This is a genomic window from Bacillus sp. FCW2 (assembly GCF_021228595.1).
Classification (GTDB): domain Bacteria; phylum Bacillota; class Bacilli; order Bacillales; family Bacillaceae; genus Bacillus; species Bacillus velezensis.
The window spans coordinates 703,275-716,425 of the sequence record NZ_CP089436.1; the positions used below are offsets into that span (position 1 = coordinate 703,275).

At 46.4% G+C, this 13,151-nt stretch carries 16 protein-coding genes and 1 riboswitch; of the genes, 10 read left to right on the plus strand and 6 right to left on the minus strand.

Annotated elements, in window-relative coordinates:
• Positions 1–53: 53 nt before the first annotated feature.
• Positions 54–623, plus strand: coding sequence for a beta-class carbonic anhydrase (locus tag K3G25_RS03550; RefSeq protein ID WP_003152233.1), 570 nt, complete (start codon positions 54–56; stop codon positions 621–623).
• Here the strand turns inward: K3G25_RS03550 and yidD are convergent.
• Positions 620–847 carry a membrane protein insertion efficiency factor YidD gene (yidD, locus tag K3G25_RS03555; RefSeq protein WP_007408838.1) on the minus strand — a complete coding sequence of 76 codons (228 nt, stop codon included), beginning with the start codon at positions 845–847 and terminating at the stop codon, positions 620–622. The two genes, K3G25_RS03550 and yidD, sit on opposite strands and share 4 nt — an antisense overlap.
• Positions 848–971: 124 nt before the next feature.
• Between yidD and K3G25_RS03560 the strand changes: the two genes are divergently transcribed.
• Both K3G25_RS03560 and K3G25_RS03565 read left to right on the plus strand, forming a co-directional pair.
• A complete protein-coding gene (locus tag K3G25_RS03560) occupies positions 972–1,445 on the plus strand; it encodes an S-ribosylhomocysteine lyase (RefSeq protein ID WP_003152237.1) in 474 nt (157 codons plus the stop codon).
• 114 nt (positions 1,446–1,559) lie between these two features.
• A complete protein-coding gene (locus tag K3G25_RS03565; RefSeq protein ID WP_154817613.1) occupies positions 1,560–2,003 on the plus strand; it encodes a FixH family protein in 444 nt (147 codons plus the stop codon).
• Here K3G25_RS03565 and ytzI read toward each other — a convergent pair.
• Positions 2,000–2,149: a YtzI protein gene (ytzI, locus tag K3G25_RS03570; protein ID WP_007408836.1), complete on the minus strand. Its 150-nt coding sequence runs from the start codon at positions 2,147–2,149 to the stop codon at positions 2,000–2,002. The two genes, K3G25_RS03565 and ytzI, sit on opposite strands and share 4 nt — an antisense overlap.
• 124 nt (positions 2,150–2,273) lie before the next feature.
• On the opposite strand from ytzI, the gene K3G25_RS03575 reads away from it, so the two are divergent.
• The 3 genes from K3G25_RS03575 to ytkD all read left to right on the plus strand — a co-directional run bounded on the left by K3G25_RS03575 (position 2,274) and on the right by ytkD (position 3,879).
• Positions 2,274–2,711 (plus strand): Dps family protein, encoded by a 438-nt coding sequence (locus K3G25_RS03575; RefSeq protein WP_007408835.1) that lies wholly within the window; start codon positions 2,274–2,276, stop codon positions 2,709–2,711.
• A gap of 151 nt (positions 2,712–2,862) precedes the next feature.
• Positions 2,863–3,267, plus strand: a complete 405-nt coding sequence (locus K3G25_RS03580) for a phage holin family protein (protein WP_007408834.1) — start codon at positions 2,863–2,865, stop codon at positions 3,265–3,267.
• Positions 3,268–3,399: 132 nt separating this feature from the next.
• Positions 3,400–3,879: an RNA deprotection pyrophosphohydrolase gene (gene ytkD, locus K3G25_RS03585; protein ID WP_003152244.1), complete on the plus strand. Its 480-nt coding sequence runs from the start codon at positions 3,400–3,402 to the stop codon at positions 3,877–3,879.
• Positions 3,880–3,913: 34 nt separating this feature from the next.
• Here ytkD and K3G25_RS03590 read toward each other — a convergent pair whose 3' ends face one another.
• From K3G25_RS03590 to K3G25_RS03600, 3 genes are read right to left on the minus strand one after another with little or no spacing between them, the layout of a single operon-like run.
• Positions 3,914–4,726, minus strand: coding sequence for an ABC transporter permease (locus K3G25_RS03590; RefSeq protein ID WP_014418698.1), 813 nt, complete (start codon positions 4,724–4,726; stop codon positions 3,914–3,916).
• Positions 4,701–5,483, minus strand: a complete 783-nt coding sequence (locus tag K3G25_RS03595) for an ABC transporter ATP-binding protein (RefSeq protein WP_003152246.1) — start codon at positions 5,481–5,483, stop codon at positions 4,701–4,703. Before K3G25_RS03595 ends, K3G25_RS03590 begins: the two co-directional genes overlap by 26 nt.
• Positions 5,484–5,494: 11 nt before the next feature.
• Positions 5,495–6,499 (minus strand): ABC transporter substrate-binding protein, encoded by a 1,005-nt coding sequence (locus K3G25_RS03600; protein WP_232489590.1) that lies wholly within the window; start codon positions 6,497–6,499, stop codon positions 5,495–5,497.
• Between the two features lie 139 nt (positions 6,500–6,638).
• Here K3G25_RS03600 and K3G25_RS03605 point away from each other — a divergent pair, with 139 nt between their 5' ends.
• The gene (locus K3G25_RS03605) at positions 6,639–7,412 is read left to right on the plus strand and encodes an alpha/beta hydrolase family protein (RefSeq protein ID WP_232489591.1); all 774 of its coding nucleotides are present in this window, start codon (positions 6,639–6,641) and stop codon (positions 7,410–7,412) included.
• Positions 7,413–7,469: 57 nt separating this feature from the next.
• Positions 7,470–7,712, plus strand: a complete 243-nt coding sequence (locus K3G25_RS03610; RefSeq protein WP_003152249.1) for a DUF2584 domain-containing protein — start codon at positions 7,470–7,472, stop codon at positions 7,710–7,712.
• A gap of 42 nt (positions 7,713–7,754) precedes the next feature.
• On the opposite strand, the gene pckA is transcribed toward K3G25_RS03610, so the two are convergent.
• Complete coding sequence (gene pckA, locus K3G25_RS03615; RefSeq protein ID WP_007613256.1) at positions 7,755–9,338, minus strand: phosphoenolpyruvate carboxykinase (ATP); 1,584 nt, start codon at positions 9,336–9,338, stop codon at positions 7,755–7,757.
• A 197-nt stretch (positions 9,339–9,535) separates the two neighbouring features.
• Positions 9,536–9,675, plus strand: a riboswitch (SAM riboswitch).
• A 169-nt stretch (positions 9,676–9,844) separates the two neighbouring features.
• Between pckA and metK the strand changes: the two genes are divergently transcribed.
• Both metK and asnB read left to right on the plus strand, forming a co-directional pair.
• Complete coding sequence (gene metK / locus K3G25_RS03620; protein ID WP_003152253.1) at positions 9,845–11,047, plus strand: methionine adenosyltransferase; 1,203 nt, start codon at positions 9,845–9,847, stop codon at positions 11,045–11,047.
• A gap of 142 nt (positions 11,048–11,189) precedes the next feature.
• A complete protein-coding gene (asnB, locus tag K3G25_RS03625; protein WP_003152255.1) occupies positions 11,190–13,088 on the plus strand; it encodes an asparagine synthase (glutamine-hydrolyzing) in 1,899 nt (632 codons plus the stop codon).
• Positions 13,089–13,151 lie beyond the last annotated feature (63 nt).

Consider the following 13,151-nt stretch of genomic DNA (forward strand, 5'->3'; position numbering starts at 1 on the left):
TTGACCCGTCTTATGTTATATTGTGAATAAAAAAGCAGAAAGGAAACACCAAGATGAGTCTTCTAAACGATATCATGCAATTTAATGAGCAGTTCACTAAAAACAAAGATTATGAAAAATACCAAACATCTAAATTCCCGGATAAAAAGATGGCGATTTTGTCTTGTATGGACACGCGTCTTGTAGAATTGCTTCCGCATGCGATGAACATGCGAAACGGCGATGTGAAAATTATTAAAAGTGCCGGCGCGCTTGTCGCCCACCCGTTCGGAAGTATCATGCGCAGCCTTTTAGTGGCCGTATACGAATTAAACGCCGATGAAGTCTGCGTTATCGGCCACCATGATTGCGGCATGAGCAAAATCAACAGCGAGGATATGCTTGATAAAATTATCGACCGCGGTATTCCGAAAGAGCGGATTGACATGCTGAAGCACTCAGGAGTTGATCTTGATCAATGGCTGAAAAGCTTTGATTCAGTAGAAGCGAGTGTTACAGACAGCGTAAACGTCATTAAACACCATCCGCTATTCCCTGACAATGTGCCGGTGCACGGTCTGGTGATTGATCCTGAAACCGGTAAACTTGATCTGGTGATCGACGGCTACCAGCATATGGACTAATGTTTTTGTTTTTTGTCCGGTACGGGATCAACACCGCCCGGATGAAAAGGGTGGCACTTTAAAATCCGCTTCAGTGTCAGCCATCCGCCTTTTAATGCGCCGTGAGTCTTGACGGCTTCGATTCCGTACTGTGAACACGTCGGATAAAAGCGGCATGACGGCGGTGTCAGCGGAGAGATGAACTTCTGGTATCCGCGGATGAACGCAATCATTATGGTTTTCATCAAAAAACCACCTTTCTGATGCTAGTATAGAAAAAAAATTTCAGATTGAAAAGCTTCCGCCACAATTCTTATCGGAAAACTGTGTTATAATGGATGCATATTCTGAAAAAAAGGGAGTGCCATTATGCCTTCAGTAGAAAGTTTTGAGCTTGACCATAATGCGGTTGTGGCTCCGTATGTAAGACATTGCGGAGTGCATAAAGTCGGAACAGACGGCGTCGTGAATAAGTTTGACATTCGCTTCTGCCAGCCGAACAAACAGGCGATGAAGCCGGATACGATTCATACGCTTGAGCACTTGCTTGCGTTTACGATTCGCACACATTCTGAGAAATACGATCACTTCGACATCATAGATATCTCACCGATGGGCTGCCAGACAGGCTATTATCTTGTTGTCAGCGGCGAGCCGACAGCGGAAGAAATTGTAGACCTGCTTGACGCTACGCTGAAAGAAGCCATCGATATTACGGAGATTCCGGCGGCCAACGAAAAACAGTGCGGCCAGGCGAAACTTCATGATTTAGAAGGCGCGAAACGTCTGATGCGTTTCTGGCTGTCACAAGATAAAGAAGATTTGCTGAAAGTGTTCGGATAAAAAACAGGCCTTTTTGCTGACATGCAAAAAGGCTTTTTTACATATTTCTAAAAAATGTCACACCTTGTGTGTAAGCGTTTGCTAAAATAGAAGCAAACATAAAGGAGTGATGGGATGAAACGGGCTGTATTGGCAGGTATGTGCGGTATGGTATTTCTATTATCTTCCTGCGGGAGCAATTCGGACAAAACCTCCGCGGATGAGGAGCCTAAAGCGCTTGAGGTCAAGCTTACAGGACCGGAAACGGCAGCGCCGCATGAAAAAGCGGAATACAAGGCGGAGGTTTTTTACGGCGGCAAGCGTGTCACGGATGCGGATGAAGTCATGTTTGAAGTATGGAAAGAAGGAAAAAAAGGCAGCAGCAAAACAAGCAAGGCCAAGGAGGAAAAAGGGGCGTATCACCTGCGGACTGAATTTGATGAAGAGGGTGTCTATACCGTTCAATCCCACGTAACGGCAAAACAGCAGCATAATATGCCGACTGTAAAAGTGCGTGTCGGGGATGCTGAAGCTGCCGATGATTCCTCCGGCCATAAGGAACAGACGCATCATCATTAAGGATTTTTTTTATCCGTCAAGCCTTTTGATGCGTCCTCCGGCGGGTCAATCGTATGTTTTACATTATAAGCTCTTACAGTCGACCAGATGGATAAAAGCAGCACGGCGAGCACGATAAGAAAGCCGAAGCTCAGAAGAAGCAGCATGAAATCCCTCCTTTTTAACAAATCATAACATATTTTCCATCCGTAAAATCAAGGGCTAAAAATTTATGTTTTAACACACGATATATAGGGTATATCAATAGTAAACCAAAGGAGGAAGATAGGCATGTCAGAAAAACTATTGGATGCAGTCAATAAGCAAGTTGCAAACTGGACGGTCATGTATGTGAAATTACATAACTATCATTGGTACGTCAAAGGGAAGGACTTTTTCACATTGCATGAAAAGTTCGAGGAGCTGTATAACGAAACGGCTACATATATTGATGATCTGGCAGAACGTCTGCTGGCATTAAACGGCAAGCCGATCGGCACAATGACGGAATCATTGAAGACAGCGTCTGTAAAAGAAGCGGAAGGCAATGAGAGCGCAGAACAAATGGTACAGAACATTTATGATGATTTCACTGTCATTGCGGAAGAGCTGAAAAGCGGCATGGACCTCGCAGATGAGGTAGGAGACGAAACGACCGGTGATATGCTGCTTGCCATTCACCAGAATATCGAGAAACATAACTGGATGCTGAAAGCGTATTTAGGATAATCAACAAGGGAAGACCGGGGCTATAAAGCACTCGGTCTTTTATTTGGCTGCCGAAGAGAGGTGTTGTCCATTTTTCTGAAAAATCCAGTCCGTTCCATTCACTTTTCATAGAATAATGTAAGGCCGTTTTTGTGAAAGGATGTTGGATCAAGTGGGCAAAGACTTTGGCATCTTTTCGTTTTTTGCAGTGATCGTGTCGGCAGCGGGGTTTTTCTTCGGAGGTTTTCAGTATTCGTTTCTGATTTTGCTATCGGTCATGGCGATTGAGTTTATCAGTACAAGCTTAAAAGAATCTCTTTTGCAGCAGCTGAGCGCAAGAAAGCTTTTTGCGCGGCTGGTCAAAAAAATCGTGACCCTGGCATTAGTCTCAGTTTGCCATTTTTTTGACCAGCTGCTTCATACCGAAGGCGCCATCCGTAATTTGGCTATCATGTTTTATATCTTATACGAATCGGTTCAGATCGTGATTACGGCAAGCTCGCTGGGCATACCGGTTCCGCAGGTGCTCGTCGACCTATTGGATACCCTGAAAAATAAATTCAAGCGCAAACCGTAACATTTGCTTCAAAGGAGGCTATACTAGCGGGTATGATGGTTTTCCTCTGAATTTTTGATAAAGGGCTTCCGAACAAACGCAACTGTGGTATGATGTATGGAAGATATGAAGGAACGGATTAGAGGGATAAACATGTACGAGTTTAAAGACTATTATCAGAACACTGTTCAGCTCTCCTTTGAACACCAGCCTTTTTCAGACAGCCCGAAGCACGTATGGGTCATATGCCGATATGGAGATAAGTGGCTTTTGACCGAGCATGAAGACCGGGGGTTTGAATTTCCGGGCGGAAAAGTGGAGCCGATGGAATGTGCGGAGGAAGCGGCCCTGCGCGAGGTGAAAGAAGAAACCGGTGCCGCGGTAAGACATCTGAAGTACGTCGGACAGTATAAAGTACTCGGCAGGGAAAAGGTAATCGTGAAGAATATTTATTTTGCCGATATTGAAAAGCTTGAAAAACAGGCTGACTATTTTGAAACAAAGGGGCCGGTGCTGTTCAGCGAACTGCCGGAGAATCTCCCCCGAAATAAAAAATTCAGTTTCATTATGAAAGATTCGGTGCTTCCGATCAGTCTGAAAAAGCTGAAAGAGGATGGCGTATTTCAATCATAAAAACGAAGACCCGGCGCTTACGCACGGGTCTTTTTTAAATTTTTCCTTTCGTCCATTTTCTTTCTAACAGTTCGACTCCCTGATACATCAATGTCGCAAAAATCGCGATGATCAGAAGGCTTAAGAACACAAGAGTGAAATTGAAGACCTGGAATCCGTAAATGATCATGTAGCCCAGACCTTTTTCGGAAACGAGAAACTCGCCGACGATGACACCGACCCAGGATAAACCGACGTTCACTTTAAGCGCGGAAATAATCGCGGGGGCGCATGCCGGCAGAATGACTTCTTTAAACATGATGCTTCTTTTCGCCCCGAAGGTTTTCATGACCTTAATATAGTTTTCATCCACTTCCTGAAAAGCCGTAAAGACGACGATTGTCGTGATAATGACACTGATGACTGCTCCCATGGCGACAATGCTTGTGAAATTCGGTCCGAGAGCCACGATGAGAATCGGTCCGAGTGCGACCTTCGGCATCGCGTTTAAAATGACGAGGTATGGGTCTAAAACCCGGGCGAGCCTGTTTGACCACCATAACAGAGCGGCGAGGCATGTGCCGAGAAGCGTGCCGAGCAAAAAGCCGAGAACGGTTTCTCCTAAGGTTACGCCGATGTGCGCCGCAAGGGATCCGTCCGCAATCTTTTCAACTAAAAGCCTGCAAACGGCGGAGGGTGAGCTGAAGATTAACGGATCGATCCAGCCCGCCCTGCTCGATATTTCCCATCCGGCAAAAAATACGATGAAAATGGCGGCCTGATACGCACGGATCCGGAGCTTTTCTTTTTGGTGTCTTTTCTTAAACTGCTGATGAAGCTGTTCAATCGTGCCGCTGCTGTTTTTCAAGGGAATTCAGCTCCTTCCATATGGTTTGAAACAGCGGCTGAAAGGCCGGATCCTGACGCGCGTCAAACGGATCTAAAGCCGCGAGCTCCTTAGGCACGGTGAATATTTGGTGGATGGTGCCCGGCTGATTCGAAAATAAATAGATCGTATCGCTCATGGCGATGGCTTCACCGATATCGTGGGTGACGAGCACGGCGGTTTTTTGAAAATCCTTTAATGTTCTGAAGACAAGGTTTTCTAAAGAAAGCTTCGTTTGAAAGTCCAGCGCGGAAAACGGTTCATCAAGGAGCAGCAGGCCCGGGTCCGGCGCAAGAGTTCTGGCAAGTGCCGCCCGCTGCCGCATCCCGCCTGACAGCTCTTTCGGGTATTTTTTTTCAACGCCGATTAATCCGAGCTTAGGCAGAAGGCTGAGAACTTCAGCTCTTTTTTCTTCTGTTAATGTTTTTGAAATGTGTAAACCGAGCAGCACGTTTTCCTCAATTGATTTCCAAGGAAATAAATAATCCTGTTGAAGCATATAACCGATTTGGTGTTCTTTATGGTTCGGCACGCTTCCTTCAATCAGCACCCGGCCTTGCGCAGGGGTGATAAGGCCGGCCAGAATGGACAGGAGTGTTGTTTTTCCGCATCCGCTCGGCCCGAGAAAGGAGATGAAATCCCCTTTTTCAATCTGAAAATGTATATCTTTCACGGCGGTTGTCTTTTCTTTCAGCGAGAAATAAGTATGTGTTACATGATCCACATGTAAAAAAGACATTCATGTTCCTCCTATTGTTCTGAGGTGACTTTTTGGGCGATTTTTGTGTTGACGAGTTTGCTGTACGGAATGTGTTTCGGGAGCTCTCCGGCTTCATCCATAATAGATTGAAGCTGTTCCCATTCATCCTTTTGCAGAACTGGGTCTGCAGAGAATGACTTTTGTTTTTTATAGCGCTCTATTGATGTTTCGATAATGGCCGGATCAGTATCGGCAAATTCCTTCTGAATCGTTTTTGCGATGTCTTTGGCCGGATGGCTTTCCACCCATTGCTGGGCGCGATAGATGGCGCGGGTGAATTTTTCCGCCGTCTTTTCATTGCTTTTCAAATAACTTTCTTTTGCCATAAAGGTTGTGTATGGCACTTGGCCGGAAGCTTCTCCGAAGGATGCGACGATATGGCCGATGCCTTCTTTTTCAAATTGGGATGCCGTCGGTTCAAACAGCTGCACATAATCACCCGTTCCGGATGCGAATGCGTTGGAAATATTGGCGAAATCAATGTTTTGAACGAGGTTAATGTCTTTTTTCGGTTCTATGTGATTCTTTTTCAGGGCGTACTCACCGGCCATTTGGGGCATGCCGCCTTTTCGCTGGCCGAGAAATGTTTTTCCTTTTAAATCGCTCCATTTGAATGATTTCTCATCCTTCCGTGACACGAGAAATGTGCCGTCCGTCTGTGTCAGCTGCGCGAAGTTGATGACCGGATCTTTTGCTCCCTGCGCCTCCACGTAAATGGATGTTTCAGAACCGACCAGCGCGATGTCAGACCCGTTTGACAAAAGCGATGTCATCGTTTTGTCTCCGCCCCATGTTGTTTGAAGTGACACTTGGAGCCCTTCTTTTTTAAAGAAACCTTTTGCTTCAGCGACATACAGAGGCGTATAGAAGATGGAGTGTGTGACTTCCGCCACCTTTACCTTCGTCAGACTTTCTTCCTGTCTGCAGGCCGGAAGAATGAGCAGGAAAAAGGCGCATATGACAAAAACGCAGCCCGTTTTGAGCCATTTGTTCACGGTGTAACCTCCTTGTTTTAAGCGTTAAAATAACCTTTTCTGCTTTACATATCGTATGATGGGTATAAAAAATGTGTGAGTGCCCATATTCACGTTGGGAAAGAATAAAAAAACTGATGATATAAGGAGGCTCATTGTTTTGCTGGTAGAAAAGAAAAGGTTCCCGTCTCCGAGTCCGCATGTCCGCCTCTTTGCGGTATGCTATGAGTCAGAAGGGCTGAAGGTAAAGGGGCTCCTTGCCGAGCCTGCGGCGCCGGGAACATATGACGGTTTTTTATATTTGCGCGGCGGCATAAAAAATGTCGGCATGGTACGCCCCGGAAGAATCGTTCAATTCGCTTCCCAAGGCTTTGTCGTGTTTGCGCCTTATTACAGAGGCAACCAGGGCGGCGAGGGAAATGAAGATTTTGCGGGAGAGGACAGAGAGGACGCGTTTTCCGCTTTTCGCCTGCTTCGGGAGCATCCGAACGTCAGGGAAGGGCGGGTGCATATTTTCGGTTTTTCCCGGGGCGGAATCATGGGGCTTTTGACCGCGATCGAAATGGGGCATCAAGCGGCTTCGCTCGTTTCATGGGGCGGTGTGAGCGATATGGTGCTTACTTATGAAGAGCGGAAGGATATGCGGCGGATGATGAAGCGGGTGATCGGCGGCACGCCGAAAAAGGTGCCGGATGAATACAGATGGCGTTCGCCGTTTGAAAACGCAGACCGCATTCAGGCCCCTGTGCTGCTCATCCATGGAGAGAATGATGAGAATGTTTCGATCAAACACGCCCGAATGATCGAGGACAAGCTGAAAGAGGCGGGGAAACCGGTGGAAACTTGGTATTACAGCGGTTTTACGCATTATTTTCCGCCGCAGGAAAACAGACGCATTGTCCGGCGGCTGGCGGAATGGATGAAGACACGGTAAGATGCCTGATTTATGATATGATAATAAAGAATAAGAGAATGAAAGGGGATTTTCATTTTGGGAATGCCTGTTGAATTTAATACCATGATTGTGACAAAAGGCAATGAAAAACGGATAGAGGAAAATATCTTTTTATTGGAGAAAGAGGGCTACCGCGTCTATCCTCTTGATATTCCGATGGACGTGCGCAAAACGAAAACCGGCGAGAAATCCGGCACCGGCGAGGTCCAAAAGCTCGAATGGGCGAACGGCCGGACAAGCATTACATACAGACTCACGTCGCTTCATTCGACAAACTGAAAAAACAAAAGCCGAGGGCATAAACGCCCTTGGCTTTTTTGATTACACGAGAGGTCCGCCGGCTTTGGCAATCGAGTCTGCATGGGAAAACTTTTTAAAGTTTTCTTTAAACTCATTGGCTAAAAACAGCGCTTTTTCGTTGTATGCTTGTTTATCGCTCCATGTGTTTTCAGGCTGAAGAACTTCATCCGGAACGCCCGGAACATGAACGGGACTGCGCAGGCCGAAAATGCTGTCTGCCGTCATGTCAGTCTGGTTCAGCCTGCCTTCAATAGCGGCCTTGACCATCGCTCTTGTATACGAAAGTTTCATCCGTTCTCCGACTCCGTACCCTCCGCCGGTCCAGCCTGTGTTGACCAAGAAGACTTGAACGCCGTGTTCGTCGATTTTATGCCCGAGCATTTCGGCATATACATGCGCCGGAAGCGGAAGGAACGGTGAACCGAAGCACGTCGAGAAAGTCGTTTGCGGAGATGTCACGCCGCGCTCGGTTCCCGCGAGTTTACTGGTGTACCCGCTTAAGAAGTGATACATCGCCTGTTCCTTCGTCAGTTTGCTGATCGGAGGGAGCACACCGAATGCGTCCGCCGTTAAAAAGACGATTGCCTGCGGATGGCCGGCAATGCTCGGCTGCACGATATTGCCGATCATCTCAATCGGATATGCGGCTCTTGTGTTTTCCGTGTAGAAGGAATTATCGTAATCCGCTTCACCCGTTTTTTCATCAAGCACGACATTCTCAAGAACAGACCCGAAGCGGATCGCACGAAAAATCTGCGGTTCTTTTTCCTCGCTCAGATTGATACATTTAGCGTAACATCCGCCTTCAATGTTGAAAACGCCGGAATCTGACCAGCCGTGCTCGTCATCGCCGATCAGTTTGCGGTCCGCATCGGCTGAAAGCGTCGTTTTCCCTGTGCCGGAAAGACCGAAAAACAGGGCGACATCGCCTTTTTCACCGACATTGGCTGAGCAGTGCATCGGCAGTATATCCTGCTGCGGTAGCAGGAAGTTCATAATGGAGAATATTGATTTTTTCATTTCTCCGGCGTATTCGGTGCCGCCGATTAAAATGACGCGCTTTTCGAAAGAGACAATGATAAATGTTTCCGAATGCGTGCCGTCCGTCTCCGGATCTGCTTTAAAATGCGGAGCTGAGAGAATGGTGAAAGGCTGCGCTTGCGGATCTCTTTCATCCGTCTCCGGTCTGATAAACAGCTGGCGCGCGAATAAATTGTGCCACGCAAATTCATTTACGACCGTAATCGGGAGTCTGTATTTTTCATCCGCTCCTGCGAATCCTTCAAAAACAAACAATTCATCCCGCTGTTTTAAGTAGCTGACGACTTTGGCGTACAGCTTTTCAAACGCCTCTTCAGAAATGGGCTGATTCACCGCGCCCCAATCAATTTGATTTTCTGTGCTTTGTTCACGGACGATAAATTTATCTTTAGGTGACCTGCCTGTATAAGCGCCGGTGGTGGCGCGTACGGCGCCCGTTGATGTCAGCGTTCCTTCATTTCGGCTGATCACTTTTTCGGTAAGTTTTGGAGCCGATAAATTATGATGCACATTCGGACTTGCAAGTAATGCTTGAAGATCTGCGGTTAAATCAACTAATTTCATAAAAACCTTCCTTTGCCGGTTTATTTGTATTTCGCTGAATGTGGAATTAGTATAACATATATCTAAAAATAGTCTATACTATTTGCGGTTTTTTGTTTGTGTTTTTCCATTGCTTCCCGAAATAAAGGCGCGTAATCGCTTTAATTCATATTGACACTTTCCGCCCTTTTACGATAAGATATTTCATTGAGCGGATACTCTTATCCCGAGCTGGCGGAGGGACAGGCCCGATGAAGCCCAGCAACCGGTTTCTCTGTAAAAAAGCAGGTGAAAACACTGTGGGAAACCAAGGTGCTAACCTGATGCAAGGTTTAATATTTTCCTTGAGCGATAAGAGTGAAAGGCACACAGACCAAACCCTTTCCTCGAGTGGAAAAGGTTTTTTTATTTCATAAAATATGCCAATTAACATTCTCTGATATAGTATGACATTGTATTAAGAGGGAGCGAGTTCCGTATCATATGAGAAGGTCTTGCAAAAGATCTTTTTTCAGGAGGAAAAGTGAATGAGTAAAAACCGTCGACTATTTACATCTGAATCTGTTACTGAGGGTCATCCGGACAAAATCTGTGACCAAATTTCTGACAGTATCTTAGATGAGATTTTAAAAAATGACCCGAACGCGCGCGTGGCCTGCGAAACATCTGTAACGACAGGACTTGTGCTGGTAAGCGGAGAGATTACTACATCAACATACGTTGACATTCCGAAAACAGTCCGTGAAACGATTAAAGAAATCGGCTACACACGCGCCAAATACGGATTTGATGCGGAGACTTGCGCTGTTTTAACATCAATTGATGAACAGTCTGCGGATATCGCAATGGGTGTCGATCAGGCTCTTGAAGCGCGTGAAGGCACAATGAGCGATGCTGAAATCGAAGCAATCGGAGCGGGAGACCAAGGCCTGATGTTCGGTTATGCGTGTAACGAAACGAAAGAGCTTATGCCGCTTCCGATCTCTTTAGCGCATAAATTAGCCCGCCGTTTGAGCGAAGTCCGCAAAGAAGACATTCTTCCGTACCTTCGCCCTGACGGCAAAACGCAAGTTACCGTTGAATATGATGAAAACAACAAGCCGGTCCGCATCGACGCGATCGTTATTTCAACTCAGCACCACCCGGAAATTACGCTTGAGCAGATTCAGCGCAATCTGAAAGAGCATGTCATTAATCCTGTCGTGCCTGAGGAACTGATCGATGAAGAAACAAAATACTTCATCAACCCTACGGGACGTTTCGTAATCGGCGGACCTCAAGGTGACGCGGGTCTTACCGGCCGTAAAATCATCGTTGACACATACGGCGGATATGCACGCCACGGCGGCGGCGCATTCTCCGGTAAGGATGCGACGAAGGTAGACCGTTCTGCGGCATACGCTGCGAGATACGTAGCGAAAAACATCGTGGCAGCAGGCCTTGCTGATTCTTGTGAAGTGCAGCTTGCATACGCAATCGGCGTGGCACAGCCTGTTTCTATTTCCATCAATACATTTGATACAGGAAAAGCTTCTGAAGAAAAACTGATCGAAGTCGTACGGAATAACTTCGACCTGAGACCTGCCGGCATTATTAAAATGCTTGATCTGCGCCGCCCGATCTATAAGCAGACTGCTGCTTACGGCCACTTCGGACGTCATGATGTGGATCTTCCTTGGGAGCGTACTGACAAGGCGGATGCGCTTCGCAAAGAAGCACTAGGAGAATAATTTTATAGCCGCTTACTTAAGCGGCTTTCCCTTTTTGTAGATGCTGCCATGCTTATTTTTACATAGCGTGAAACCAATGGCGAAACACAGCGTCTATAAAAAGGGGGTCCAATTAGAAAATTACACTTATGGAGGCTATACTATGTGTGGATTTGTCGGTGTTTTTAATAAGCATCCATTAACTCAAACCGCAGATCAAGAAGAGCTAATCAAACAAATGAACCAAATGATCGTTCACCGCGGTCCTGACAGCGATGGGTATTATCATGACGAGCACGTCGGATTCGGCTTCAGACGGCTCAGTATTATTGACGTAGAAAACGGCGGACAGCCTTTATCATATGAAGACGAAAAATATTGGATCATTTTTAACGGCGAAATCTATAACTACATTGAATTGAGAGAAGAGCTTGAAGCGAAAGGCTACACTTTCAATACAGATTCCGATACTGAAGTGCTCCTTGCGACATACCGTCATTATAAAGAAGAAGCCGCTTCAAAGCTTCGCGGAATGTTTGCGTTTTTAATCTGGAACAAAGCTGACCGCGTTATGTACGGCGCGAGAGACCCGTTCGGCATTAAGCCGCTGTATTACACAACCATCGGGGACAAAGTATATTTTGCATCTGAAAGAAAAAGTTTAATGGCCGCTCAAAACGGCATTGATCTTGATACAGCTTCTTTACAGCAATATATGTCTTTCCAATTCGTTCCTGAACCGAGCACGCTTGACGCTGAAGTGAAAAAAGTCGAGCCGGGCAGCCAGTTTACGATCCGCCCGGAAGGCGACATCGCGTTTAAAACATATTTCAAAGCGAACTTCAAGCCTGTTCAGTCTGATGAAGATAAATTGGTGAAAGAAGTCAGAGACGCAATCTTTGACTCTGTCAAAGTTCACATGAGAAGTGACGTTCCTGTCGGTTCGTTTCTATCCGGCGGTATCGACTCTTCTTTTATCGTCTCAGTTGCGAAAGAATTTCACCCGAGCCTTAAAACATTTTCCGTCGGTTTTGAGCAGCAGGGCTTCAGTGAGGTTGACGTAGCGAAGGAAACGGCTGCCGCGCTCGGGATTGAAAATATCAGCAAAGTCATTTCTCCTGAGGAGTATATGAACGAGCTTCCGAAAATCGTCTGGCACTTTGATGACCCGCTTGCAGATCCGGCGGCGATTCCTTTGTACTTTGTCGCAAAAGAAGCGAAAAAACATGTAACGGTCGCGTTATCCGGGGAAGGCGCGGACGAGCTGTTCGGCGGGTACAATATTTACCGCGAACCGCTTTCGCTTAAACCGTTTGAACGCATTCCGTCCGGTCTGAAAAAAATGCTTCTTCATGTGGCGTCCGTCATGCCTGAAGGAATGAGAGGGAAAAGCCTCTTAGTCCGCGGCTGCACACCGCTTGAGGAGCGTTATATCGGTAATGCGAAGATTTTTGAAGAGCCCGTGAAAAAACAGCTGCTCAAACATTACAATCCAGAGCTTTCATACCGTGATGTCACGAAGCCGTACTTTACGGAAAGCCGTTCATACAGCGACATTAATAAAATGCAGTATGTTGACATCCATACGTGGATGCGCGGCGACATCCTGTTAAAGGCTGACAAAATGACGATGGCCAACTCATTGGAACTGCGCGTGCCGTTCCTTGATAAAGTCGTGTTTGACGTGGCTTCTAAAATTCCGGATGAACTGAAAACGAAAAACGGCACGACGAAATACCTTCTGCGCAAAGCTGCTGAAGGGGTAGTGCCTGATCATGTGCTTAACCGCAAAAAACTCGGCTTCCCTGTGCCGATCCGCCACTGGCTGAAAAATGAAATGAACGAATGGGTTCGCAACATCATTCGTGAAAGTGAAACAGATGCTTATATTGAAAAGGATTATGTCCTTCAGCTTCTAGAAGATCATTGTGCCGACAGAGCGGACAACAGCCGCAAAATCTGGACCGTGCTGATCTTCATGATCTGGCACAGCATCAATGTTGAAAAAAGACTGGTGCCGGAAGAGCTGAATCATCAGCCGAAAGAAGTCATTTTCGTTTAATCCAAAAGGCTTTCGATGTTATCGAAAGCCTTTTTTCTATTGTTTTTTTGTAAACCGTCTATT